General features: G+C 67.4%; 19 protein-coding genes. 12 read left to right on the top strand and 7 right to left on the bottom strand.

Going from position 1 to position 25,893, the window contains the following annotated elements; translation table 11 throughout:
* Positions 1 to 63: 63 nt before the first annotated feature.
* The 3 genes from P7A99_RS18330 to P7A99_RS18320 form a co-directional block, all read right to left on the bottom strand.
* Entirely contained in the window at positions 64 to 1,032 is a 969-nt protein-coding gene (locus P7A99_RS18330) for an HAAS signaling domain-containing protein (RefSeq protein WP_277795202.1), read from the bottom strand.
* Between the two features lie 12 nt (positions 1,033 to 1,044).
* Entirely contained in the window at positions 1,045 to 1,374 is a 330-nt protein-coding gene (locus P7A99_RS18325; RefSeq protein ID WP_277795201.1) for a PadR family transcriptional regulator, read from the bottom strand.
* 111 nt (positions 1,375 to 1,485) lie between these two features.
* A complete protein-coding gene (locus P7A99_RS18320; protein WP_277795200.1) occupies positions 1,486 to 2,397 on the bottom strand; it encodes an AraC family transcriptional regulator in 912 nt (303 codons plus the stop codon).
* Positions 2,398 to 2,478: 81 nt separating this feature from the next.
* Between P7A99_RS18320 and P7A99_RS18315 the strand changes: the two genes are divergently transcribed.
* Positions 2,479 to 3,441 (top strand): oxidoreductase, encoded by a 963-nt coding sequence (locus tag P7A99_RS18315; RefSeq protein ID WP_277795199.1) that lies wholly within the window; start codon positions 2,479 to 2,481, stop codon positions 3,439 to 3,441.
* Between the two features lie 3 nt (positions 3,442 to 3,444).
* Here the strand turns inward: P7A99_RS18315 and P7A99_RS18310 are convergent, their stop codons facing one another.
* The gene (locus tag P7A99_RS18310; RefSeq protein ID WP_277795198.1) at positions 3,445 to 4,182 is read right to left on the bottom strand and encodes an SDR family oxidoreductase; all 738 of its coding nucleotides are present in this window, start codon (positions 4,180 to 4,182) and stop codon (positions 3,445 to 3,447) included.
* A gap of 137 nt (positions 4,183 to 4,319) precedes the next feature.
* On the opposite strand from P7A99_RS18310, the gene P7A99_RS18305 reads away from it, so the two are divergent.
* The 6 genes from P7A99_RS18305 to uvrB all read left to right on the top strand — a co-directional run bounded on the left by P7A99_RS18305 (position 4,320) and on the right by uvrB (position 12,776).
* Entirely contained in the window at positions 4,320 to 5,201 is an 882-nt protein-coding gene (locus tag P7A99_RS18305; RefSeq protein ID WP_277795197.1) for a LysR family transcriptional regulator, read from the top strand.
* A 181-nt stretch (positions 5,202 to 5,382) separates the two neighbouring features.
* A complete protein-coding gene (locus tag P7A99_RS18300) occupies positions 5,383 to 5,934 on the top strand; it encodes a hypothetical protein (RefSeq protein WP_277795196.1) in 552 nt (183 codons plus the stop codon).
* Between the two features lie 29 nt (positions 5,935 to 5,963).
* Positions 5,964 to 7,808 carry a hypothetical protein gene (locus P7A99_RS18295; protein ID WP_277795195.1) on the top strand — a complete coding sequence of 615 codons (1,845 nt, stop codon included), beginning with the start codon at positions 5,964 to 5,966 and terminating at the stop codon, positions 7,806 to 7,808.
* 87 nt (positions 7,809 to 7,895) lie between these two features.
* On the top strand, positions 7,896 to 8,825 hold the full coding sequence (locus P7A99_RS18290) for a hypothetical protein (protein WP_277795194.1): 930 nt from the start codon (positions 7,896 to 7,898) through the stop codon (positions 8,823 to 8,825).
* A gap of 69 nt (positions 8,826 to 8,894) precedes the next feature.
* Entirely contained in the window at positions 8,895 to 10,430 is a 1,536-nt protein-coding gene (locus tag P7A99_RS18285; RefSeq protein WP_277795193.1) for a hypothetical protein, read from the top strand.
* A gap of 81 nt (positions 10,431 to 10,511) precedes the next feature.
* Entirely contained in the window at positions 10,512 to 12,776 is a 2,265-nt protein-coding gene (uvrB, locus tag P7A99_RS18280; protein ID WP_277795192.1) for an excinuclease ABC subunit UvrB, read from the top strand.
* 18 nt (positions 12,777 to 12,794) lie between these two features.
* On the opposite strand, the gene P7A99_RS18275 is transcribed toward uvrB, so the two are convergent.
* Complete coding sequence (locus P7A99_RS18275; protein ID WP_277795191.1) at positions 12,795 to 15,305, bottom strand: pentapeptide repeat-containing protein; 2,511 nt, start codon at positions 15,303 to 15,305, stop codon at positions 12,795 to 12,797.
* A gap of 847 nt (positions 15,306 to 16,152) precedes the next feature.
* Here P7A99_RS18275 and P7A99_RS18270 point away from each other — a divergent pair.
* Positions 16,153 to 16,404: a hypothetical protein gene (locus P7A99_RS18270; RefSeq protein ID WP_277795190.1), complete on the top strand. Its 252-nt coding sequence runs from the start codon at positions 16,153 to 16,155 to the stop codon at positions 16,402 to 16,404.
* A gap of 70 nt (positions 16,405 to 16,474) precedes the next feature.
* A complete protein-coding gene (locus tag P7A99_RS18265; protein ID WP_165256795.1) occupies positions 16,475 to 17,368 on the top strand; it encodes a pirin family protein in 894 nt (297 codons plus the stop codon).
* Between the two features lie 173 nt (positions 17,369 to 17,541).
* Here the strand turns inward: P7A99_RS18265 and P7A99_RS18260 are convergent, their stop codons facing one another.
* Positions 17,542 to 18,765, bottom strand: a complete 1,224-nt coding sequence (locus tag P7A99_RS18260; RefSeq protein ID WP_277795189.1) for a serine hydrolase domain-containing protein — start codon at positions 18,763 to 18,765, stop codon at positions 17,542 to 17,544.
* Positions 18,766 to 18,894: 129 nt separating this feature from the next.
* Here P7A99_RS18260 and P7A99_RS18255 point away from each other — a divergent pair, with 129 nt between their 5' ends.
* Both P7A99_RS18255 and P7A99_RS18250 read left to right on the top strand, forming a co-directional pair.
* Positions 18,895 to 20,799: an ATP-binding protein gene (locus P7A99_RS18255; RefSeq protein ID WP_277795188.1), complete on the top strand. Its 1,905-nt coding sequence runs from the start codon at positions 18,895 to 18,897 to the stop codon at positions 20,797 to 20,799.
* A 102-nt stretch (positions 20,800 to 20,901) separates the two neighbouring features.
* Positions 20,902 to 22,131: a TetR/AcrR family transcriptional regulator gene (locus P7A99_RS18250; protein ID WP_277795187.1), complete on the top strand. Its 1,230-nt coding sequence runs from the start codon at positions 20,902 to 20,904 to the stop codon at positions 22,129 to 22,131.
* A gap of 19 nt (positions 22,132 to 22,150) precedes the next feature.
* On the opposite strand, the gene P7A99_RS18245 is transcribed toward P7A99_RS18250, so the two are convergent.
* Positions 22,151 to 23,179 (bottom strand): adenosine deaminase, encoded by a 1,029-nt coding sequence (locus P7A99_RS18245; protein WP_277795186.1) that lies wholly within the window; start codon positions 23,177 to 23,179, stop codon positions 22,151 to 22,153.
* 460 nt (positions 23,180 to 23,639) lie between these two features.
* Between P7A99_RS18245 and P7A99_RS18240 the strand changes: the two genes are divergently transcribed.
* Positions 23,640 to 25,718 carry a 3-hydroxyacyl-CoA dehydrogenase NAD-binding domain-containing protein gene (locus tag P7A99_RS18240; RefSeq protein ID WP_277795185.1) on the top strand — a complete coding sequence of 693 codons (2,079 nt, stop codon included), beginning with the start codon at positions 23,640 to 23,642 and terminating at the stop codon, positions 25,716 to 25,718.
* Positions 25,719 to 25,893 lie beyond the last annotated feature (175 nt).

Genomic DNA, 25,893 nt, shown 5'->3' with positions numbered 1-25,893 from the left:
ATTCCGTGTCATTCGACCGTGGAAAAATCCGCCCCGCCTTTCTGAGGCGCTAGCGGGCGCCTTTCAGCGAGCGCCCTTGTACAGACGCCAGGCGGCCGCGCCGATCTGGCAGGCGAAGGTGATCCCGGCGACCAGCATGGTCACGTGCATGCCCAGGCCGATCACCTGTTCCAGGCCTGCCACGTCGGCGCCCGAGGCGGTCAGCGGCTCCAGGGTGAACAGCGGCAGCGACTTCCACAGGACCGTGGTCAGGGCCATGCCGCCGGCCGCCACGGCCAGCTCGAAGCTCGCCCGCAGCCGCACCCGGCCCGGCTGGACCAGCGTGACCAGGGCGCCGACCAACTGCACCGCCGCCCAGGCCAGGATCGGCCAGAACAGGGTCTGCCAGATCGCCGACGGCTTCAGCAGCACCGCGCTCTTCACGGTCAGGTCGCCCACGTCCACCTTCCACAGGCCCGTCCACCACAGGATGAACAGCGCCACCACCACCGCCTCGAACACGGCGTTGAAGCGGGTCTCGAACAGGCCTTTCTTCTTGCTGGGCACGGGCAGCTCGCTGACCTTCCACTCGGTCAGGCCGGTCAGCGGCACCCAGCCGCGCTCGATGCCGGCGGCCACCAGGGTGACCAGGCCGGCCAGCATCAGAGCCGAGCTCGGGAAGTGGTCGAAGGCGGCGTTGGCGACCAGATGGGCCGGATTGTCGTGACCCAGCAGGCCGGCGGCCAGCGCCGGGATGATCGAGATCGCCGCCGCCACGGCCAGGGCGATCTTCAGGGCGAACACGTAGAACGGATACAGCGTCGGGCCGATCAGGCTCTGCTGGGGGCCGTAGCGCCCGGCCACGGCCAGCGGATGGCCGAAGTCCTTGAGTACAGCCTCGCGCTCCTTGTCGGTCAGGGGGCGGCCCAGGGCCTCCTCCTTCTCCTCGATGCGGTTGAGCAGCAGGTCGCGCAGTTCGGCGACGATGTCCTCGCGCTGGGCCTTGGGCAGCAGGGCGGCGACGGCGGCGAGATAGCGGTCGAGCAGGTCCATGATCCAGTCCCCTCAGATCAGATTTTGCAGGGTGTCGTTGATGGCGCGCCACTCGGCGGCCAGGCGTTCGAGGACGGCCTCGCCCTCGGTGGAGAGGCGGTAGAAGCGCTTCTTGCGCTTCTCCTCCTCGCGCCATTCGGAAGTCAGCAGGCCCTGGCCCTCGAGCCGGCGCAGCATCGGGTAGAGCGCGCCTTCGTCGATCTCCAGGCCGACCTCAGCCAGGGCCTGGCGCAGGCTGTAGCCGTAGCGCTCGACCTTCAGCTGGGCGAGCACGGCCAGGATCAGCGTCCCACGACGCAGCTCCTGGCGGAGGGATTCGAAGATGTCGGTTTCGGTCGGCATGGTGTGCGCCATATGGTGTGCAGCACATAGTGTGCGATACACACTGTGTGTCACACAGTAATAGCGCAGGTCAACCGCCGTTCTCTGAATTGTTCGTAATGCGCCGGCGCCCTACGCCCTGGCGGCGTGCCTCCGGTAGCGCCCGGGCGACACGCCGTGGACTCGCCGGAAGGCCGCCCCGAAGGCGCTGTCCGAAAGGAACCCCAGGTCCTGAGCCACGATCGAGACGCTGACGGGCTCGGCCAGCAGACGGGCGGCCGCCAGCTGCATCCGCCAGCGCGCGGCGTAGTCGATCGGCGGCTGGCCCGTCCGCCGCCGGAAACGCTCGGCGAAGCTCGAGCGCGACATGCCCGCGAGGTCCGCCAGTTCCTCCAGCCGCCAGGCACGGGCGGGCTGGGCGTGGATCGCCTTCAGCGCCGCGGCCACCGGCGGGTCGCTCAACCCCGCCAGCCAGCCCAGGCCGGCCGGCCCGGCGCTCGCCAGGTGGACGCGCAGGACGTGGACGAACATCAGCCGCAGCAGGTCGTTGCAGGCCAGCAGGGCTCCCGCCGCGCCGCCGCGCCACTCGCGGTCCAGTTGGTCGAGCAGCCAGGCGATCGGCGCCTCCTCCCCGGCCCCCACGACCAGGACCGGCGGCAGCAGCTGCGCCGGGTGGAACGGCGCGGACCGGGCGAAGCTGACCGCGCCGCCCAGGATGTCGACGTCGTCGCCTTCGCCGTAGCGCGCCGCCCGGCCGTCGGCGAACACCGCCGCCGCGTCGACCGGCGGCAAGGCTGGATCGCTGGTCAGCACGAACGGCCGTCTTACGACGAAGCAATCGCCGGCCTCGATCCGCCGGGGCGCCAGCCCCTCGGCCAGCAGCCAGCACGCGCCCCGCCGCACGGCGTTGAATTTCAGTTCGGCCGGGTCGAAGCGCAGCGCCCAGTCGCCGCCCGCTTCCAGCCGCACCGAGCAGAAGGCTCGCGCCCCGGCCAGGGCCAACACGTCCGACAGCGGGTCAGCGGGACTTTCTTGGATGATCACGACAGAAATCCGGACTCTGAAAGCTTCATCGTCCAATACCCATAGCCGACAATGACGATCCTGACATTCGGAGGTTTCGTCATGCCCACGCCCCAGCAGCCCATCGGTTCAGGCTTCGGCCCCGCCACGACGGCCGACGAGGTCATGGCCGGGATCGACCTTTCCGGCCGCCTGGCCGTCGTCACCGGCGGCTATTCGGGCCTGGGCCTGGTCACCACCCGCGCCCTGGCCGCCGCCGGCGCCCGCGTCGTCGTTCCGGCACGCGACCCGGACCGCGCCCGCGCGGCCATCGCCGACGCCGAGGGGGTCGAGATCGCAGCCATGGACCTGATCGATCCGGAAAGCGTCGACGCCTTCGCCACCGGCCTCGTCGCCCGCGGCGAGCCGGTGTCGATCCTCGTGCACAGCGCCGGGATCATGGCCTCGCCGCTCGCCCGCGACGCCGCCGGCCGCGAGGCCCAGTTCGCCGTCAACCACCTGGGCCACTACCGCCTGGCCGGCCGCCTCATGCCCGTCCTGCGCGCCGCCGGCGGCGCCCGGGTCGTGGCGGTGTCGTCGCGCGGCCACCAGATCGCCGGGATCGATTTCGACGACGTCGACTTTCTCGCCCGCCCCTACGACAAGTGGATCGCCTACGGCCAGTCGAAGACCGCCAACGCCCTCTTCGCCATGGGGCTGGACGCCCGCGGCCGGCGCGACGGCGTACGGGCTTTCTCGCTGCATCCGGGCCAGATCCTCACCGACCTGGCCCGCCACCTGTCGTCCGAGGAGATCGCGCGCTTCGACGCCCTCGACGAGCAGGGCCGGCCCAAGGTGGATCCTGCCCGCGGCATGAAGACCCCCGAGCAGGGCGCGGCCACCAGCCTGTGGTGCGCCACCAGCCCGCGCCTCGACGGGCTCGGCGGCGTCTATTGCGAGGACTGCGACATCGCCGTGCGCAACGGCGGCGAGACCGGCCGCAAGGGCGTCGCGGCCTGGGCCGACGACCCGGCCCTGGCCGAGCGGCTGTGGCGCCTGTCGCAAGACCTCGCCGGCGTAGGCTGAGGCTCAGACGATCCCGCCGTTGGCCCGCAGCACCTGGCCGTTGACCCAGGCGCCGTCCGGACCGGCCAGGAAGGCGATCGCCGCGGCGATGTCCTCGGGGCGGCCCAGCCGCTCCAGCGGCGCGGCCTTGGCCAGGCGCTCGACCAGTTCCGGCGACTTGCCCTCCAGGAACAGCGGGGTCGCCGTCGGCCCGGGCGCGATGACGTTGGCGGTGATCTCTCGGCCGCGCAGCTCGCGGGCCAGGATCTGGGTGAGGGCCTCGACGGCCGCCTTCGAGGCCGCATAGGCGCCGTAGGTCGGCAGCAGCAGGCCCACGACGCTGGTCGAGACGCTGACGATCCGCCCGCCCGGCCGCACCTGGCGGGCGGCCTCGCGCAGCACGTTGAACGCGCCCTTCAGGTTGATCGCGATCGTCCGGTCGAACAGGGCGTCGTCGGTCTCGGCGATCGGCGCCAGCTCCAGCACGCCGGCGTTGGCGACCACGACGTCGATCCCGCCGAAGACGGCCTGGGCGGTCGCGAACATCGCCGTCACCGCCGCCGGGTCGGCCACGTCGGCCTGCATGGCGACGGCCCGGCCGCCCGCCGCCTCGATCTCCGCGGCCAGGGCCTGGGCCGGCTGGGCCCTGCCGCCGTAGTGGACGACCACCGCAAAGCCGTCCTGCGCAAGGCGTCGCGCGGTCGCCGCGCCGATGCCGCCGGAGGCCCCGGTCACCAGGGCGGTCTTGAAGGTCGTGGTCATGGGGGCCTCCTTGCGGCACGCGAACGTCGAACCCGGCGCACTGTGGCCCATCGCCGGATTTGAATAATTACCGCAAAAGAGGCATCACTATTCGACTTTACGAATAATGGAGCGCCGCCCTGGACCGCTTCGAGGCCATGCGCCTTTTCGCCCGCATCGTGGAGCGCCGCAGCTTCACCAGGGCCGCCGCCGACCTGTCCCTGCCCCGCTCCACCGCCACCGAAGCCGTGCAGCAGCTCGAGGCCCGCCTCGGCGTGCGCCTTCTGCAGCGCACCACCCGCAGCGTCGTCCCCACCCTCGACGGCGAGGCCTATTACAGGCGCTGCCTGAAGCTGCTCGACGACCTGGACGAGACCGAGAACGCCTTCTGCCGCGCCAGCCCCCGCGGCGAGCTGAGGGTCGACGTCCAGGGCGCGCTGGCCCGCCGCTTCCTGCTGCCCGGCCTGCCCGCATTCCTGGCGGCCTATCCCGAGCTGCGCCTGCGCATGACCGAGGGCGACCGGCTCGTCGACCTGGTGGCCGAGGGCGTCGATTGCGTGCTGCGCCTGGGAACGCCCGCCGAGAGCGGCCCCTCCGGCGGCATGGCCGCGCGCCGCGTCGCGGTGCTGCCCGAAATCACCTGCGCGGCTCCCGCCTATGTCGAGCGCCACGGCGCACCGCGGACCCCCGCCGACCTGTCCCGCCACCGCATGGTCGGCTTCTCGCGCCCCGAAGGCGGCTGGCATCCCCTGGAGGTCACCGAGAACGGCGCCGTCCGCCAGGTCCAGGTCTCCGCCGACATCGTGGTCTCCAGCGCCGAAAGCTCGCTGGCCATGGGCCTTCTGGGCCTGGGCCTGATCCAGTTGCCCCGCTATCGCGCCGAGGAGCATCTGGCCTGCGGCGCCCTGGTCGAGGTGCTGGCCGACCATCCGCCGACGCCTACCCCGGTCCATCTTCTCTGGCCGCGCGACCGCCAGCTGTCGGCGCGGACGCGAGTGTTCATCGACTGGGCTGCCGCACGGTTCGAAGGGGTCGGATAGAGGCCGCCGCCGACGGGCGCGACACCGCGCTTTCGCCGGTCGCGCAAGGGAAAGCCGCGCCGCCGCGAAACGCCAGACCGCACCCTTCAGGCGAAACATAAAATAAATACTATTAGTAGTTGAATAGATGAAATCTGTGATTTACGCAGTTCCTGCACACAACAAAAAGTGGAGGAACCAGGTGCGCACACTGACGCCCGCCGAGATGGCTTGGATCGCCGGCGGCTACGACAGCGTCGACGAAATCACCGTCACGCCGCCAGAAGACGAGGATTGGGATTGGGGCGAATTCTTCGAATGGTCCGAGCCCCAGTATGATCCCGCGGACGAGGAAGCCTTCATCTGCGCTCCGAGCGGCCCCAAGGCCGGTCTTGCGCCGGTCACGGCCTCCGATATCGCCGAGATCCTCAAGATCATGAAGGATATCGACTGGAACAAGGTCGCTATCAACATCAACGAGGCCAGGCTGAACACCTACCTCAAGGGCTACAACGGTGAACTGATCGTCGAGGGCGATCTCAGGATCGAAGACAGCATGACCGGCACGCGCGGCACCGTGGCCGTGCATTCGGAAGAATCGGACACGCTGGGCGGCGGCAGGCATTACTATGCCGACCGTGACGGCGATGGTGAGATCGATGCGGGCCTCCTGATCAACAAGGAGACCGGTACTGTCTCTCTCGACTGGGATATGGACGGGAAGGGCGACGCCATCCTGACCAAGGTCCCCTAAGCGTCTGGAGTGACCCGAGGGAGGGGGTGTTGAAGCGTGTTCTCGCCTTGGCCGCTCTGGCCGTCGCCGTCGCCCTTTCCGGGCCGGTGATCGCAGAGACAGCCGACTGGAAGGCGCCCTTCTGCCACGCCTCCTCCCTCGGCGTTTCGCCGCAGGGCGGCTACGTCTACGCCCGGCGAGACGGCGCTCTGACCTTTGTTCCCACCGACTGCCTCCTGTCGCGCGCCGCATCCTGTCCGGTGCGCTCGATCGGCGGCGATGCGGATTTTCCGCGGGGAGCCTGGTTCGTCGACGATCGGACGCTCATGGCCAGCGCCGTCGAAGCCGACGCCCAGGGACGGGCGAGCGCGGACGCGGTCGTCACCATCCATCGCCTGGGCGTCCCCACCCCTGCCGAACGGATCGCGCTGAAAGGCGACTTCGCCGCCCTGGGCCTGGTCGACCTGCGCCTGTCGCCTGCGGACCTGCAAAACAGCGACCGCCTGCGCGCCTACATGCGGCGAGCGGCCGGGCGGATCAGCCGGATTCCGGGCAATGCCCGCAGCGTCTACGGCAGGCTGTCGACGGATCGATCGGTCCAGGTCTTCCGCGCCGACGCCGACCACAGCGTCTGGTACGCCCTGGACGGGCAGGCGGAGCGGCGACTGGCCGAGAACGGCTCGCCCTTCTCCGAGCGCAGGGCCAACCTCACGTTCAAGTTCGACGGTCGCGATGCGATGGCGCTCGTCAGCGGCGGGGTGGTTCGCATCTCCGCCGAGCGGGGACTGGTCTCGGAATCGGCGGGCCGCTCCCGCGCCGTGCTGATCGATGGCGACGCCGATCAGGCCTATTACGGATACTGGTCCGCCGAGGGCCTCGCGGCGAAAGGCCTCGACACCTCGCTGGCGGGCGCCGTGTCGGATCTGGTCGCCATCGATTCCGGCTCCCCCGTGACCGGACTGGCGGTCAACGCCGCGACCGGTACGGCCCTGGTCAGCCGCGCGCCCTACCGCACGACCCAGGACGTCGCCACGGCCAGGCACTGGCTGCGCCGCGGCGGCCGGACCGTGGAGATCGACTGCGGCGGCCAGGCCGTGGCCGCCCACAGCGTCCGTCGCAGCGGCGGAATCTTCGTGGATCACTACGAGGCGCCGAACGCCAGGGGCGCGGTGCTTTACCTCACCGGCGGCCCCGGCCAGCACGCCGAGCTCGGACCGGGCCTGGTCAACGACGTGGCCGGCCTGATCGCCGCCGGCCTGAGCGTCGATGTCGTGCAGTTCGGCGGCGGCGACTACACCTTCGACCTGTCCCAGCGCCTGTTCGAAGGCGGGATCGCCTCGATCGCCCAGGACGCCAGGGCGATAGAAGCCTATGTGCGCCGGGAGTACGGCTGCGACCGAAGAGTGTCGCTCTACGCCTTCAGTTTCGGGGGTTACTTCCACAGACGATTTTCCGACGACTTCCTCGCCTGCCTGAACCAGGTGGTGCTCGCCGCCCCCGGCGGGAGCGTGGACGATCCCGACAGGTTCCTGGACGGGCTGGGCCTCGCCCCGGACACCCGCGCCCGCACGGCGCGCTTCTACGGCGCCGCCCGCCTCCAGCTCTGGGGGAAGGGCGTACAGGCCCAGGAAGCCGCCTATTTCCAGGGGCTCTCACGATGCCCGCTGAGCCGCCGCACGATCCTCGTCGTCGGCGACCGCGACCGCGTCGTGCGCCCGCTGGAGGACTACCGATCGTGCCTGGACGACGACCGCCTGGAGGTCGTTCGCCACGGCGGCGGCCATGTCAGCGTACTGCACCCCTCCGCGAGAGCGACGGCCGAGGCTCGTCGGCGGATCCTCGACCTCTTCGCCTCGAGCCCGCTCCCGGTCGGCGCGGCCAGGTCGGTGGAGTGATGCGCTTGTGACATTCGCCACACCGGCCGTTAAGGGAACCGCGGAAAATGTGACCGCCGGTTGTTCGGCCAGTGGGGGTCCCGCATCATGTCCAAGTCCATCCGTTCGCGCTTCCTGGCCGTCGCCGCCGCCGCTGCGACGCTCGCCGCCGCCCTGGCGCCGCAAGCCGCCCAGGCCTTCGGCACGGTGCGCAAGCTGGGCCAGAACGCCGAGCACGAGCGGATCACCCGCCGGGCCCTGGAGCCCGCCGGCTTCGAGCGGCTGACCCTCAACCAGTTGGCCGGCACGAGCCTGATGGTGGGCGCCGGCACGTTCGGGGCCGTCGGAGCGCCCGACCGCCCCTTCCGGGGGCTGATCAGCGTCACCGAGGCGCACTGCGACGACGGCGACTGGTTCGATGCGCGCGACTACGACCAGAGCCGAGCGCAGGCCGACCAGGCCCTGCGCGCCTGCCGCGCCCTGATGTACCGCAATCTCGACGAGGCCCTGCGCCGCGCCGGCGACCTGGTGCGTCCCGACCTGTCGCTGGGCGATGTCTCGGTGGAGTCCGGCTGCAAGTTCGACGAAAGCGACAAGGACACCGCCAAGTGCCGGGTGCTGGAATATTTCGGCCTGGCCCTGCACGCCGCCCAGGACTTCTATTCGCACACCAACTGGGTCGACGCCCCGCGCGCGGCCCCCACGATCAAGGACCCGCAGGGCCTGAACCGCGACGCGCCCGCCGAATGGCTGGGCCCCGCCCAGCCGGACGAGGTTCCCGCCGGCCTGATCAGCGGCTGCTACGGCTTTCCCGAATGGGCCAGCTGCGGCGGCCGCATCAAGCACGACTATCTGAACAAGGACACGGTCCACACCGGCCGCGGCGGTTACGAGAAGGCCATGGCGGTGGCCGCCGCCGACACCCGCGCCAAGTGGGAGCAGCTGTCCGAACGGGTCCTCGCCCGTTATGGCCAGGCGCGCGGCGGCAAGATCCTCTGCGCGATCAAAGCCGACGATCCGCGACGAACCTGCGGCTGAACACGGTGTTGCGACGTTGCGGCGCGGCCTGCTGCGTGGTCTTAGTCGAAACGTGACCGGGGGCTTTGCATGATCCTGAAACCGCATCTCGCCGCCGTGGCGGCGGCGATGGCCATCGCCGTCCCGGCCTTGGCCGCGCCGACCACGGCCGCCCCCGACCTGGCCCGCGACGCCGACGCGTTGATCGCCCGCATGCTGGACCTGTCGAAGACCGACGGCGGCGGCCAGGACGAACAGTGCCCCGCGGCCCTGGCCGATCAGGTCGACGCGCTGGTCGCCCGCCGGGGCTTCGACGCGCTGGACGCCTTCCGCCGCGACGCGGTGCTGTACGCCGTCGTCGTCTGCCGGCCGTTCGACGACGCCCGCGCCGTCTCGGCCGCCCGCCGGCTCGACCGCGACGACGTTCCGCCGCCGATCCTGGCCTCGGCCAGCATGGTGCTGCTGGCGGATGCGGCCTCGCGCAACGACGGCAAGGGCGAGCTGGCGGCGCTGGAGCGCGCCGTGGCCGCCGACGCCGCCCAGGTCGCCGCCCTGCCGCCCGAGATGTACGGCCAGACGGTCGAGGACCTGAAGGACGATCCCGCCGGCCGCGCCCGCGCGCTCGACCTGCTGCGCGGTCTCGACTGGCCCACCGAGGACGGCCACGATCAGGTCGACAACGACTGGGCCCTGGTCCGCGCCCAGCTGGCCGCCGACGACGGCGACATGACCCGCGCCGGCGCCGTGCTCGACCGCGCCGGCGCGCCGCACACGCTGCTGGCCGTGGCCCAGGATCGCCGCTTCGCCCCGCTATGGGCGCAGATGGAGGCCGCCGGCCGCTTCGACTGGACCAAGGTGCTGGAGACCGCCCTGGCCAAGGCCGAGGACCAGTCCCGGCGCGAGCCCGCCAACCTCAAGCGCGTCGCCTATCGCGTCGACCACCTGCGCTCGCTCGGCCGCCGCGACGAGGCGATCGCCGCCGGCGCCGCCGCCCTGGCCCGCCTCAAGGCCGGCGAGGCCTTCGAAGACGTCGAGCTGTCGGCCCCGATGCTGGTCGCCATCCAGGCCTCCGTGCTCAGCGAGGTCGGCCGCTTCGACGAGGCCGACGCCCTGCTGGCCCAACCGGTGGCCAAGGACCAGCTGACCCAGAACACCGCCCGCGCCGCCCTCCTGCTCGGCCTGGACCGCTCGGCCGAGGTGCTGAAGGTGGTCGACGCCGCCGACGCCTCGATCGCCTCGCCGTTCGGCCTGATGTGGCTCGACGAGCTGCGGGCCTGCGCCCATCACCGCCTGGGCGACGAGGCCGCCGCCGGCAAGTCGCTGGAGAAGCTGCGCAAGGGCTGGCGCGACAACCCCTACGCCCTCTCGGGCGCCCTGCTGTGCCTGGGCCGCGACGACGAGGCCGCCCAGCTGATGATCCGCCGCCTGCGCGATCCGGCCCTGCGCGGCGACGCGCTGAAGGCCTTCCGCGACGGGCCCTCCCCGCCCGCCATCCCATCGCGCGACGCCGAGCTCGACGCCCGCCGCCGCGCCCTGGTCGCCCGGCCCGAGGTGGTCTCGGTGATGCGGGAATATGGCCGCGCTATCACCGTGCCGCTCTCGGGCGACTACGCCGGCGGCTACTAGCCGCCACCTCCCGCCACCTGCTGACAGTCGCTGTCAGCAGGCCCTCTGGCCTTAACGGCCTCGGGCGCCTAGATTTGGCCCATGCCCAGCAGCCAGAACCCCGGCGTTTCCGACGCCTCGACGCCCTTCGTCCTCGACGCCCAGTTGGACCAGGCGCTCGAAGGCATGCCGATGCTGTGGACGCCCCACCGCCCGGCGCGTCCCGAGAAGTCGGAAGGCGGCAAGACCTTCAAGCTGGTGTCGTCCTACGAACCCGCCGGCGACCAGCCGACCGCCATCAAGGAGCTGGTCGAGGGCGTCGAGAACGGCGACCAGGACCAGGTGCTGCTCGGCGTCACCGGCTCGGGCAAGACCTTCACCATGGCCAAGGTCATCGAGGCCACCCAGCGCCCGGCGCTGATCCTGGCCCCCAACAAGACCCTGGCCGCCCAGCTCTACAGCGAGATGAAGGCCTTCTTCCCCGAGAACGCGGTCGAGTACTTCGTCAGCTACTACGACTACTACCAGCCCGAGGCCTACGTCCCGCGCACCGACACCTTCATCGAGAAGGACAGCTCCATCAACGAGCAGATCGACCGCATGCGCCACTCGGCCACGCGGGCGATCCTCGAGCGCGACGACGTCATCGTCGTGGCCTCGGTGTCGTGCATCTACGGCATCGGCTCGGTCGAGACCTACACCGCCATGACCTTCACCCTGACGGTGGGCGACCGGGTCGACGAGAAGCAGCTGATGGCCGACCTGGTGGCCCAGCAGTACAAGCGCAACGACGCCGCCTTCGACCGCGGCACGTTCCGCCGCCGCGGCGACACCATCGAGATCTTCCCCGCCCACTACGAGGACCGCGCCTGGCGCGTGTCGATGTTCGGCGACGAGGTCGAGGCGATCAGCGAGTTCGACCCGCTGACCGGCAAGAAGACCGCCGACCTGGAGACCATCAAGGTCTACGCCAACAGCCACCACGTCACCCCGCGCCCCACCCTGCGCCAGGCGATCATCGAGATCCGCAAGGAGCTGAAGGAGCGGCTGGAGTGGCTGAACGCCAACGGCAAGCTGCTGGAGGCCCAGCGCCTGGAGCAGCGCACCACCTTCGACCTGGAGATGATCGAGACCACCGGCTCCTGCGCCGGCATCGAGAACTACAGCCGCTACCTGTCGGGCCGCCGCACCGGCGAGCCGCCGCCGACCTTCTTCGAATACATCCCCGACAACGCCCTCCTCTTCACCGACGAGAGCCACCAGACGGTTCCGCAGATCGGCGCCATGTACAAGGGCGACCGCAACCGCAAATGGACCCTGGCCGAATACGGCTTCCGCCTGCCCTCGGCCCTGGATAACCGCCCCCTCAAGTTCGAGGAGTGGGACGCCATGCGGCCCCAGTCGGTGCACGTCTCGGCCACCCCCGCCAACTGGGAGCTGGAGCGCGCCGGCGGCGTCTTCGCCGAGCAGGTCATCCGCCCCACCGGCCTGATCGATCCGCCGGTCGAGGTGCGCCCAGTCGCCAAGGACGGCGCCTCCCAGGTCGACGACGTCGTCGACGAGATCCGCCAGACCATCAGCAAGGGCTACCGCACCCTGGTCACCGTCCTGACCAAGAAGATGGCCGAGGACCTGACCGAGTATCTCAACGAACAGGGCGTCCGCGTCCGCTACATGCACAGCGACGTCGACACCCTGGAGCGCATCGAGATCATCCGCGACCTGCGCCTGGGCCATTTCGACGTGCTGGTCGGCATCAACCTGCTGCGCGAGGGCCTCGACATTCCCGAGTGCGGCCTGGTGGCCATTCTCGACGCCGACAAGGAAGGCTTCCTGCGTTCGGAGACCTCGCTCGTGCAGACCATCGGCCGCGCCGCCCGCAACGTCGACGGCAAGGTCATCCTCTACGCCGACCGGATCACCGGCAGCATGGAGCGGGCCATGGCCGAGACCCAGCGCCGCCGCGACAAGCAGAACGCCTACAACCTCGAGCACGGCATCACGCCCGAGAGCGTCAAGCGCGACATCAAGGACATCCTGGCCAGCCCCTACGAGCGCGGCGACCGCGTCCTGGTGCCGATGGGCGTCAGCGACGCCTCGGGCGCCGAAAAGCCGTTCAGCGGCGACAACTTCAAGGCCGCCCTGCGCGACCTCGAAGCCAAGATGCGCGAAGCCGCCGCCAACCTGGAGTTCGAAACCGCCGCCCGCCTGCGCGACGAGATCAAGCGCATGAAGCTGCTGGACCTGGAGTTCGCGAATGAGGCCCTGACGGGGGCTGGGGAGACGGTGGACACGTCAGCGCCGAAGCGGGTGCGGGCCGAGCACCGGGCGGAGAAGGCGGAGGCGTTCAGGAAGGGGCGGCGGTAGTACAGAGGTGGTGTCCACCTAAATCGTCTTACGCAAAAATTGCGCTATATCCTCCGAAAGAACCTCCCTCTCGACTAGCCTGGACATCACATCACGCCCAGAAGAAGTTAGAGACACCAGCCTGTTTCTATCAATAGTCGCCATATTTCTAGATGCGAGAAAATCGACAAAATCTCTTGCAAATTTCGGATCAGATCTCGCCTCACCCTTTTGAGTCAACCCAAGATACTGTCCATTTCTCTGCGCAAGTAGCCTTTCACCTATTTTCAAAACCGTCGGAAATCCAACATGGAACCGCAATACGTTGTAGTCATCGACTTCCGATGTTAGCGCGCCTTCATACGCCAAATACCCAAGCGCAGCGCGACCAGTAAGAACACTTACATCCCCATCCTTCCCCCTGATGAAGAAGCTTGAAGATTGATCAATATTAACAAAATCCGCCCCCCTCACCTTAACATCTGTAAAATCACATTCATGGATCAGTGCTCCCGAAAAATCACACTTCCGCATGTCCGCGCCTGAGAAATCACAGCCATCAAATACTGCTTGTCGAAAATCACTCTCCCCAATATCCACGCCAACGAATGAGACGTGCGTAAATTCGGATCCTCGCGCTATGGCAGGACGCCACACCTTACTGAACCCAACATCCGATATCGAAATATTATCAAGGAGAGCCTTATCACCTCCACCCGTCAAAGAATATAGACGCGATGCCTCTTCACCACCGACCAAGAAATCCCAAAATAGAGTAAGATATCTACCAATTCTCGGATAGGCCTGACGCGCCCCCCAGGCTGATTGAAGACGATCGAGACAATTACCCAAAACTGCCGGCGGCATGGTGGAAGCAAAAATACGCATTGCGTCACTTACCGGTATCGAAACCCCCTCTGACACCCCATCAAGCGCGCCTACGTAGTGCTCAACACAGAGAAATTCACGCAGAGAGTTGTGCGAAAACGACCACCCAGCGCCAGTCACTGTGGAAGATCGCGTAAGAGTGGACGAACTATGCAGATCTTCGAACAGTTGCGTCCTGCGAAGCTGACGCTCATCAGGACTCAACCTCCTCAATTCATTTCGAAAATCACGATCAATGATCTTATAAAAGTCCTCATCTACAGCAACACCAGAGTTTCTTTGAGATAGCTGAACGGCCAGAGCTTGCAAAGCGAGCCTTCGCTTATCGAAAGCGATTGTGGCTCGCTGCTGATCCCGAAGCATAAGCCGATCAACGATAATTTTGTAAATGGTCCATTCAGAAATGGTCTCCTGCCCAGGCTCAGGACTGGATTTTATTTCATCTATTAGCTCTAGAAGGTAGGATATAATTACCGGCTTACCAGATAGCGCGGTCCGCTGCCCATCTTGCCCCTCGCGAAACACCCTTTTGAGGAGCGCGAGAACAACCTCCTTACCAACAGGGTCAGAGGCCAACCTGCGAGCAACGAGCGAAGTCGTCTGCTCGGGCGTTAAATCCTTGAGGCTTCTCTCATATCTTTCCAAAATATATCGCTCAACGAGCGAATCCACCTCAAGCTCTTTCTCCAAGAACTCTTTATCCGCTTGCCCCAAGTACACTTTTGATCGAGCAAGATTGTCATAAAGGGCCTCAAATACCTTTAACTCTTCACTTTCCGTGAAATAGTTTGGCCTGCTGGTTAAAAGCCCTTTTGCGCCATAGCTAGACAACTCGGCAAGCGCAGCCAGACAAGCACGCCTTTCTCGAAAATTGAGAAATTGCGCCATTTCATCATAACCATCGAGAAGCAGGACAATACGCCCCTTCCTCATCAGATAGATGAGGAAATCGATCGGAATATGAACCAGGCCATTGGTATCTAGAAAATGATGAAGAAGCGCTCGACCATCAAATTGACGCGTAAAAGATCTCAATTCAATTCTTAGGGGCATTGGCCTTGAAGGGTCTCTTTTATACGCCTCAAGCCACCTGTACTGAAGCACACGCGTCAACGACGTCTTACCGGTACCATACTCCCCGAGAACTATTAGCCAATCCCTACCGACAGACGCCCCAACAACCCACTCATTAAGCCAGGATGTAGCTATCTGCTCACCGCTCGAATCACTGAGAAACGGCTCCTCATAGTTTTCAACGAATGAAATGTTTTCAGGACTATCAACAATTCTATCTATATATGGAGAAAATTTCTCGAATTTCTTAAAGAGGTCATCATACGTTAAACATTGAATGTTGGTCTTCTCAGCGCGCTCTCGTACAGGGCCACTAAAGCCCTCCGTAGACACTATTATACAAATACATTGAGGGTCAGACACCCTCAACATGGCAAATTTTGTAAGATCCTTGCTGTACTTATCATTATTTACATATTCAACGGTAACCTCAACATACACGGTAGGCATGAAAGGACTTGAAATCGATTTTGCGATTATATCGACCTCCGCCCCATTTACTTCACAACCATAATTCACATCATGGTCGTTGAGCGCGAAAAGCTCACCTACCGCGCGAGGTAGCGTAACTGAATTGAGATCGGGCATGTTTGCCTGCATTGATTCGCGAGCCGCATCCGAATATCGATGGTAGCATCTCAATGCGCATCCACCACAAGGTGCTCTTTCCACCACCTCGTAGCGGTAACTGCCCCCTTCACTATTGTGTAGTGGCGAAGTGTTGAACTTCGGATGACTGGTAAAAGCACTCCACCCCTATCCCCATCCCCCGCCGCACAAACCCCAACCCAATCAACGCCCTACACAAAAACACACGTTTCCCATCCGACGGCTCTCGAACCGCCCGCATACTCCTCTCCATCCCGTCGCGGGGAGAGGGCGCTAGGATCCGGCCCGATGCGTGCGGCGGGGTGCGATCGAGCGGGGCCTCCTGGAGCGGCGTGAGCCGGGCCGGCGGGGCTTGAACGGAGGGCGGGGGACGTAAACCCGCCTATCGGGGGCTTGCCTGTATCGGCTCCCGCCCGCCCGAGGGTCCGCGCCATCCGCGCCTCCCGGCCGTCAAGAAACGGGGAGCCTGCGCGGTGGAAGGGGTAAAGGGCGGAAGAGGCCCGCGCGCCCCGGCCTGAGGTCAAACGATCGCGCGGGGCGTCAAGGCTTCGTCGAAACGGTACATTCAAACACAGCTCCGGACGGGGTCCGGACGCCCCGCGCCCTCTCCATCAGCTCTGCGCGATCGCGCGAGAGGCCGCAAACCCGTTCCCTCTCCCCTTGTGGGAGAGGGTGGCCCCCGAAGGGGGTCGGGTGAGGGGTCGCTCAAGACGGTCCGCCGCGTGCGGCGGCCAGGCCGGGCGGAGCGTCCAAAGCCTGAGAAACCCCTCATCCGTCGGCTTCGCCGACACCTTCTCCCGCAAGGGGAGAAGGAAGGAGACCCCCCATGACCTTCAAGCGCCGCCGCCCCGCCCCCGTCCGCACGCACCGCAAGCGCGGCCTCGGCCTCGGCCCCGCTCCCGCTCCCGCTCAAGCCCCCTCCCCCGCCATCGCCGACGCCATGCGCCGGCTGGAGCTCGCACGCCAGGGCGCCCTGTCAGGCTTGCGGCTCGAACGGGCCCGCGCCCTGGAGGACGAGCCCGGAGAAGCGCTGCAGGCGCTGGCCGAGCTGTGGAAGACGACCTACGCCGACCGCTAATTTCAACAAGACTGCGCACGTCCGCCGTGGGAGGTTCCGCCTCACGCAACAAGCCTGCCGGAGCCCTCCAATGATCGACCTCGTCATCGACGCCCGCCGCCGCGACATCGGCGGTTTCGAGGTCGGGCGGGTGCTGCCCTTCGCCAAGCGGCGCATGGTCGGGCCGTTCGTGTTCCTCGACCACATGGGCCCGGCCAGCTTCGACCCGAACTTCCCCCAGAGCGTCGACGTGCGGCCCCACCCGCACATCGGCCTGTCGACCCTGAGCTACCTGTTCGAAGGGGCCATGACCCACCGCGACAGCGTCGGCTCGGAGATCGAGATCGTGCCCGGCGAGGTCAACTGGATGACCGCCGGCTCTGGCATCACCCACTCCGAACGCTTCGAGACCCTGCGCAGCCAGGGCGGGGTGATGAACGGCATGCAGGCCTGGATCGCCCTGCCCAAGGAATTCGAGGAGATGGATCCCGGCTTCAGCCACCACGCCGGCTCGGCCGACCTGCCCTATTACGAGGGCGCGGGCCTGAAAGCCCGCCTGATCGCCGGCGAGGCCTTTGGCGCGAAAGCCAGCGTGCCGGTGCATTCGCCGCTGTTCTACGTCCACTGGGAGCTGGCGGCCGGCGCCAAGGCGGCCCTGCCGGCCGAATATTCCGAGCGCGCGGCCTATGTCTCCAGCGGCCGCGTGGAAGTGGCCGGCCGCGAACTGGGCGCGGCCCAGATGGCCGTGTTCGCGCCGGGCGAGACCGTGGTCTTCGAGGCCCTGGAGCCGTCGGTGGTCATGCTGCTGGGCGGCGAGCCGATCGGCCCGCGCTTCATCGAGTGGAACTTCGTCTCCAGCTCCAAGGACCGCATCGAACAGGCCAAGGCCGACTGGCGCGCTGGCCGCATGAAGCTGCCCGACCTGGACGACGGCGAGTTCATCCCCCTGCCGGAGGATTATACCCCGCCGGCTTCGCCGCTCTGAAATCCTTCTCCCCTTGCGGGAGAAGGTGTCAGCGAAGCTGACGGATGAGGGGTCGACAGGCCTCTCCACCGCGAAAGCGGAACGACCGGATGCGGCGGCTGAAGGATCTGAGAGACCCCTCATCCGTCGCCTGTCGGCGCCACCTTCTCCCGCAAGGGGAGAAGGACGTTTTTCTAAGCCGCCTCCTCGAACGCCGCATAGACCAGCGTGCGCAGCTCCCGCCGGATGGGATAGACGCTGGACGGCATCAGCTGGGTCATGAACACCACCGCCAGGTCCTCGACCGGATCCACCCAGAAGGCGGTCGAGGCCATGCCGCCCCAGAAGGCCTCGCCCAGGCTGCCGATGGTGCGGGTGCGGGCCAGATCCGTGGTCACCGCGAAGCCCAGGCCGAAGCCGACGCCGTCATAGACGCTCTCGCTGAACAGCGACTTCGACATTTCGGTCAGCTCGCGGCCGCCCGGCAGGTGATTGAGCATCATCGCCTTCAGCGTCTTGGGGCTGACGATGCGGGCGCCGTCCAGCTGGCCGCCGTTCAGGATCATGCGGCAGAAGCGCATGTAATCGGCGGCCGTCGAAACCAGGCCCCCGCCGCCCGACTTGAACAGCGGGTCCTTGAGGAACGGGCTCTGGGTCGGATCATCCTGGAGGACGACCTTGCCCTTGGGGTCGAGGCTGTAGCAGGCGGCGAAGCGGCCTTGCTGCGCCTCGGGCACGAAGAAGCCGGTGTCGGTCATCTTCAGCGGCTCGAAGATCCGGTCCTTGAGGAACTGGTCGAACGGCTGGCCCGAGATGACCTGGACGAGATAGCCCAGGACGTCGGTGCAGACCGAATAGTTCCAGGCCTCGCCGGGGCTGAATTCGAGCGGCAGCTTGGCCAGCTCGGCGATGAAGCCGGGGAGGTCGCGCGGACCCGGCAGGTCGTCGAGATGCAGCTTGCGATAGGCCGCGTCGACATTGCCGCGCTGCTGGAAGCCATAGGTGAAGCCGGCCGTGTGGCGCAGCAGGTCGATCATCCGCATCGGCTCGGCTAGCGGCTTGGTCTGGAACATGCCCAGCGAGCCGGCGGCGAACACGCCCAGGTCCTTGAAGGCCGGGATGAAGCGATGGACGGGATCCTCGAGGGCGACCCGGCCCTCCTCGACCAGCATCATGAAGGCGATCGAGGTGATCGGCTTGGTCATCGAGTAGATGCGGTACAGCGTGTCGGACGTCAGCGGCGCGTTGCGCTCGCGGTCGGCCAGGCCCAGCACGGTCTCGTGGGCCAGCTGGCCGCGCCGCCAGACCTGCAACTGGGCGCCGGGCAGAAGGCCGGGCTCGACATACTTGGCCTGCAGGAACGTATCGATGCGCTTCAGGCGCTGCGACGACAGGCCGACGGCTTCAGGCGTGCTCAAACGGGAATCCCCCTTTACTGGCGCGACCTTCAGTCACGGTCGCCTTATTATCGCGGATCGAATAGGCGGTACGGGAAACGCAACCTTTACCCCATCCTGCGTTCATCGATTGAAGACGAGGGGAGCGCGATGGGCAAGCGTCCCGAGGGCGAGACGGCCTCGAACATCGATCGTGCGGCGGCCGACTGGTTTTTCCAGAACAGTCTCGACATGTTCATCGTGCTGCAGGACCGCGCCATCGTGCGGGTCAATCCGGCCTGGAGCGCGATCGCCGGCTGGAGCCCCGACGAGACCCTGGGCCGTTCGATCCGCGACTTCCTGCACCTGCACGACACCGAAGTGCTGGAACAGGCCGGGCGGGTGCTGCGGGCCGAGGGCCAGGTGCAGTCCGAACATCGGCTGGCGCGCAAGGGCGGCGGCTGGCTGTGGGTGCGCTCGCGCTCGAAGATCCTGCCCGACGGGGCGCTGCTGATCGTCTTCCAGGACTTTTCCGAGGAGCGCCTGCGCCGCCTCCAGCGCCAGCAGGCCGAGCGCGCCAACGAGCTGCTGCGCAACGCCGCCGGCGTCTATGTCTGGCGCTTCGAGACCCGCAAGGGCATCTACTATTTCGAGCAGGACATCACGACCCTGGCCGCGCCGCTGGGCGACGCCCGCCAGATGACGGCGGCCGAGATGCTGAGCGCCATCCACCCCGACGACCGCCAGACCATGACCCGGACCTTCCTGCACACCCAGGAGACCGGCGAGCACGCCCAGTTGGTCTATCGCCATGCCGACCCCTCCAGGGAGGGCTGGAGCTGGATGCGCACCGACTGGCGCGGCGTGCGGGCCGGGGCGGGCGAGCTGTTCGACGTCATCGGCATCAGCCAGGACGTCACCGAGCTGCTGGTCGCCCGCGACGCGGCCCTGGCGGCGGCGGCGGCCAAGTCGCAGTTCCTGGCCAATATGAGCCATGAGATCCGCACTCCGATGAACGGCGTGCTGGGGGTGCTGCACCTCCTCAAGCACGAGCCGCTGTCGGCCGACGGCCGCCGCCTGCTGGCCGAGGCCCTGGGCTGCGGCGCCATGCTGTCGGAGCTGCTCAACGACATCATCGACTTCTCCAAGGTCGAGGCCGGTAAGCTGGAGCTGACCCCCGAGACCCTGGATCCGTCGGCCCTGCTGCGCAGCGTCGCCGACCTGCTGGAGCCCCAGGCCGAGGCCAAGGGCCTGTCCATCCGCGTCGAGGCCCCGCCGACGGGCCAGGCCTTCGTCGCCGCCGATCCGGTGCGGCTGCGCCAGGCGCTGTTCAACCTGATCGGCAACGCCGTGAAGTTCACCCTGGCCGGCCAGGTGACCGCCCGCCTGTCCGTCTCGCCGGCCGAGGAGGGCTTGCGCCTGCGCTTCGAGATCGAGGACACCGGCGTCGGCATTCCGCTGGACGCCCAGGCGAGCCTCTTCGAGCGCTTCAGCCAGGCCGACGGCTCGACCACACGGCGGTTCGGCGGGGCGGGCCTTGGCCTGTCGATCACCCGCCGCCTGGCACAGCTGATGGGCGGCGACATCGGCTTTGCCAGCACGCCGGGCCAGGGCTCGACCTTCTGGCTGGAGATCCTCGCCCCCGCCGCCCAGGCCCCGGAGACGACGGACGACGAGGACGACGACGCCCCGATGCTCGACGGGCTGGAGGTGCTGCTGGTCGAGGACAACGCGGTCAATCGCCTGATCGCGACCCGTATGCTCGAGGCCCTCGGCGCCCGCGTCGCCACGGCCGAGGACGGCCAGGCCGGCATCGTGGCGGCCGCGCGCGGCTATGATCTGATCTTCATGGACATCCAGATGCCGGTCATGGACGGGGTCGAGGCCACGCGGGCCATCCGCGCCCTGCCCGGCCCCGCCGGCGCCGCGCCGATCGTGGCCATGACCGCCAACGCCCTGGCCCACCAGACCGCCGCCTATGCCGAGGCCGGCATGAACGGCTCGGTGGCCAAGCCGCTATCGCCCGCCGCCCTGGTCCGCGCCGTGGTCGCCGCCCTGCCCGACCGCGTCCACTAAGCGACAAAGACTGGGGGCGGGCCTTTCTGCGGCCCCTTTCGAGGCTTAGATTGGACGCTTGAGTCCAGCGCCGGAAAGTCCGGCGTTGCAGGGGGCGAGACTATGGACGACGGCCACACCGTCACCGCGGCGACCGCGCGCTACGCGCAGAAGAAGGAAGCCATCCTGGCGGCCGCCACCGCCGTGCTCAATCGCCAGGGCGTCAAGGGCATGACCCTGGCCGACGTCGCCGCCAAGGTCGGGCTGATCACCACCAGCGTCACCTACTACTACCGCAAGAAGGACGACCTGGCCGCCGCCTGCTTCATCCGGGGCCTGGAACGGCTGGACGCGATGATCGACGAGGCCGCCGCCGAGCCTGACGCCGCCGGCCGCATCCGCAAGTTCCTGACCCTGTATCTGGACCTGTCGCGCCGGGTGCGGGCGGGCCAGGACGCCCCCCTGGCCAGCTTCACCGAGATCCGCGCCCTGAAGGAGCCGATGCGCGCCTCGGTGCAGGCCGCCTTCGCCGACATCTTCCGCCGGGTGCGCGGCTTCTTCGACGGCGAGGCCTTCGCCCACCTCGACAAGGCCGAGCGCAACGCCCGCGCACACCTGCTGCTCGAACAGGTCTTCTGGACCGGCGCCTGGCTGCGCCGCTTCGATCTGGACGACTACGAGCGGGTGCGCGAGCGGATGTACGACATTCTCGTGGGCGGCATCGCCGGCCCCGGCCGCGACTGGACGCCGCCGGCCCTGCCCGACCCGACCCCGGTCTCCGACGAGGGCCAGGAATGGCGCGAGACCTTCCTCGTGGCCGCCACCCGCCTGATCAACCAGCGCGGCTATCGCGGCGCCTCGGTGGAAGACATCTCGGCGGCGCTGAACGTCACCAAGGGCTCGTTCTACCACCACCACGAGGACAAGGACGCCCTGGTGGTCGAGTGCTTCCAGCGCACCTTCGCGGTCACCCGCCGCGCCCAGCTATCGGCCCTGGCCCTTCCCAGCGACGGCTGGACGGCGGTGTCGGCGGCGACGGCGGCGCTGGTCGAATACCAGCTGTCGGACCACGGCCCGCTCCTGCGCGCCTCGTCGATGGGCGCCCTGCCGATCGAGATCCGCCACGAGATGAGCGACGGCTACGCCCGCGGCTCCAACCGCTTCGCCGGCATGATTGCCGACGGCGTCGCCGACGGCTCGGTGCGCGCCGTCGACCCGCTGGTGGCCGCGCACATGATCAACTCGATGCTCAACGCCGCGGCCTCGCTGCAGGCCTGGGCCCCGGGCGTCACCCGCGAAGACGCCGCCAGGCTGTTCGCGAGGCCTCTGCTGATGGGCCTGATGGCGCGGTAGCCTCCTTGGACCCTCTCTCTCAGAGAGAGGGATTTCCCGCCACGTACGCATCCACCTGCGCCAGACGCCGCGCCTTCTCGGTCTCGTCCAAAAACGAACCCGAGAAGCTGTTCCGCGCCAGCACCACCAGGTCATCCCGCGTCAGGTCCACGGCCTTGGCGGTCTCCAGATAGTTGTCGAGCAGGTAGCCGCCGAAGTAGGCCGGGTCGTCGGAATTCACCGTCGCCTTGAGGCCGAGATCGAGCATCTTGCGCATCGGGTGCGCCGTCAGGTCCGGCACCACGCACAGCTTCAGGTTCGACAGCGGGCACACCGTCAGGGTGGTCCCGTCCGCCACCAGACGAGCGGTCAGGGCCGTATCCTCCAGCGCACGATTGCCATGGTCGATGCGGTCGACGCCGACGAGGTCGATGGCTTCCCAGACATATTCCGGCGGCCCCTCCTCGCCCGCGTGGGCGACAATCTTGAGGCCCAGGTCGCGGGCGGCCTTGAACACCCGGGCGAACTTAGCCGGCGGGTGGCCGACCTCCGAGGAGTCCAGGCCCACGCCGGCGATCTTCGACAGGTGCGGCTTGGCCTGCTCCAGGGTCTCGAAGGCGCTCTCTTCCGACAGGTGACGCAGGAAGCACAGGATCAGCTTGGAGGTGACGCCCAGGCGCTCTTCAGCCTCGGCCATGCCGTCCAGCAGGCCGTCGATGACAGTCTCGAAGGCCACCCCGCGCTCGGTGTGGGTCTGCGGGTCGAAGAAGATCTCGGCGTGCACGCCGCCATCGGCGGCCAGGCGCTCGAAATAGGCCACGGCCAGGTCCTTGAAGTCGGCCCGCGTGATCAGCACGCCCGCGCCCTGGTAATAGATGTCCAGGAAGTCCTGCAGGTTCGAAAAAGCGTAGGCCGCGCGGATCTCCTCCACCGACTTGTACGGCAGGGTGATCCCGTTGCGTTCGGCCAAAGCGAACATCAGTTCCGGTTCGAGGCTGCCCTCGATGTGCATGTGCAGTTCGGCCTTGGGCAGGCCGCGGGCGAAGGCTTCGAGCGTGGTGTCGGTCATGGGTTTTCCATCGGCTCGCGACGCGGCAGGGTCAAGCCCGCACATCAAGCCCGCACAAGGCGGCGCGGGAGCCTGGCCCCCGCGCCGAGGTGCGCTTCACCTCTAAGTTTCGACGCGTCGTATGCACCGCGTCGCGCCCGCGCCTGAATCGGTCTTGGAATGTCCCGCACGCCTGCAAGCGGCGACGGATGGCCGGTCCTGGTGCGAACTCCCTCCCCAGTCTGGTCGATTGTTCTTGGAAGACCGTAGGCTTACGCGCCGACGCGATGTCACGTCGGCCCGCGCCGGCAGGCGCCATCTCGACCGAAACTGAACCCTTCGAATGTCCAGTACGACGCCTTGAACGTCAACCTCCGGCGCCCGAAAAAGCGGCGCCGACCGCGCCCTCTGGACTCTGGCGCGCCGTCGTGCTGGCTTTAGTCAAACAAGCGTTCAAACGAACCAAAAAGGGTGGAACCGCATGGCCGCGATCAACGCCGTCACCGATCTGACCGTCGAAGGCGACATCGGCGTCGTCACGCTGAACTCTCCGCCGGTCAACGCCCTGTCGGCCCGGGTCCGCGAAGGACTGAAGGGCGCCTTCGAGGCGGCGATCGCCGATCCGGCCGTGCAAGCGATCGTGCTGATCTGCGAAGGCAAGACCTTCATCGCCGGCGCCGACATCAGCGAGTTCGGCAAGGCCATGACCGGCCCCACCTTGCAAGAGGTTCAGAACACGATCGAGAACTCGCCCAAGCCGGTGGTCGCCGCGATCCACGGCACCGCCCTGGGCGGCGGGCTGGAGGTGGCGCTGGTCGCGCACTATCGCGTCGCGGTGCCTTCGGCCAAGGCCGGCCTGCCGGAAGTGAACATCGGCCTGCTCCCGGGCGCCGGCGGCACCCAGCGCCTGCCGCGCATCGTCGGCGTCGAGAAGGCCCTGGAGATGGTCACCAGCGGCCAGCATGTGCCGGCCAAGGCCGCTCTGGCCATGGGCCTGTTCGACAGCCTGGTCGAGGAAGGCGCCCTGCGCGACGGGGCCATCGCCTTCGCCCGCGTGGTGCTGGCCGAGGGGGCTCCTCTCAAGAAGGTCCGCGACCTGTCGGACAAGGTCGAAGCCGCCCGCGGCAAGCCCGAAATCTTCGCCGAGTTCCGCAAAGCCAACGCCCGCAAGTTCCGCGGCTTCCTGGCGCCTGAGAACAACATCAAGTGCATCGAGGCGGCCGTGAACCTGCCCTTCGACGAGGGCCTGAAGGAAGAGCGCAAGCTGTTCATGGAGCTGATGACCGGCAGCCAGTCGGCCGCCCAGCGCCATGTATTCTTCGCCGAGCGTCAGGCCGCCAAGATCCCCGACGTGCCGGACGACACCCCCACCATCCCGGTCAAGAAGGTCGGCGTCATCGGGGCCGGCACCATGGGCGGCGGCATCTCGATGAACTTCCTCAACGCCGGCATCCCGGTGACGATCATCGAGGCCAAGCAGGAGAACCTCGACCGCGGCGTCGGGATCATCCGCAAGAACTACGAGAACACCGCCAAGAAGGGCCGCCTGACCCAGGACGACGTCGAAAAGCGCATGGGGCTGCTCACCCCCTCCATGCATCTCGAAGACCTCGCTGACTGCGACCTGATCATCGAGGCCGTGTTCGAGCTGATGGAGATCAAGAAGGAGGTCTTCACCAAGCTCGACGCCATCGCCAAGCCGGGCGCGATCCTGGCCAGCAACACCTCCTACCTCGACATCGACGCCATCGCCGCCGTCACCAAGCGCCCGGAAAGCGTCATCGGCCTGCACTTCTTCTCGCCGGCCAACGTCATGCGCCTCTTGGAGATCGTGCGCGGCGAGAAGACCGACAAGTCGGTGATCGCCACCTCGATGCAGATCGGCAAGAAGATCGGCAAGGTCGCCGTGCTGGTCGGCAACTGCTTCGGCTTCGTCGGCAACCGCATGCTGGCCCAGCGCCAGCGCGAGGCCCAGAAGCTGATCCTCGAAGGCGCCATGCCCTGGGACGTCGACCGCGTGCTCTACGAGTTCGGCCTGCCGATGGGCCCGTTCGCCATGAGCGATCTGGCCGGCCTCGACATCGGCTGGGACCCGGCCAAGACCTCCTCGTCCACCGTGCGCGAAGTGCTGTGCGAGATGGACCGCCGCGGCCAGAAGAACGGCAAGGGCTTCTACGACTACGACGAGAACCGCGTCGCCAAGCCCAGCCCCGAGGTCGAGAAGGTGATCCTCGACTTCGCGCAGAAGCGCCAGATCCAGCGCCGCGAGATCAGCGACCAGGAGATCCTGGAGCGCTGCCTCTATCCGATGGTCAACGAGGGCGCGAAGATCCTCGAGGAAGGCAAGGCCATCCGGGCGTCGGACATCGATATCGTCTGGATCAACGGCTACGGCTGGCCGGTCTATCGCGGCGGCCCGATGTTCTGGGGCGAGCTCGTCGGCCTCGACAAGGTGCTGGCCGGCATGAAGGCCTTCCAGGAAAAGCACGGCGACGACTTCAAGCCGTCGGCCCTGCTGGAGCGGCTGGTGGCCGAGGGCAAGGGCTTCAAGGACGCCTGAGGCCTGCTCCTCCCCCGAGAAACGGGGGAGGTGGCGCGGCGCTATCAGCGCCGTGACGGAGGGGGCGACGGCCGGCACGGCGTCCAGTTTCGGCCCCCCCCCCCCCCGGGGCCGGGCCCCCCCCCCCCAGCACCCCGGGGGGGGGGCGGGGGTGAGTAGGGGGGGCCCCGGCCCG

This window comes from Caulobacter endophyticus (assembly GCF_029543245.1).
GTDB lineage: Bacteria > Pseudomonadota > Alphaproteobacteria > Caulobacterales > Caulobacteraceae > Caulobacter > Caulobacter endophyticus_A.
The sequence above is the reverse complement of the archived record's forward strand: the minus strand, read 5'-3'. Positions and strand labels throughout refer to the sequence as shown.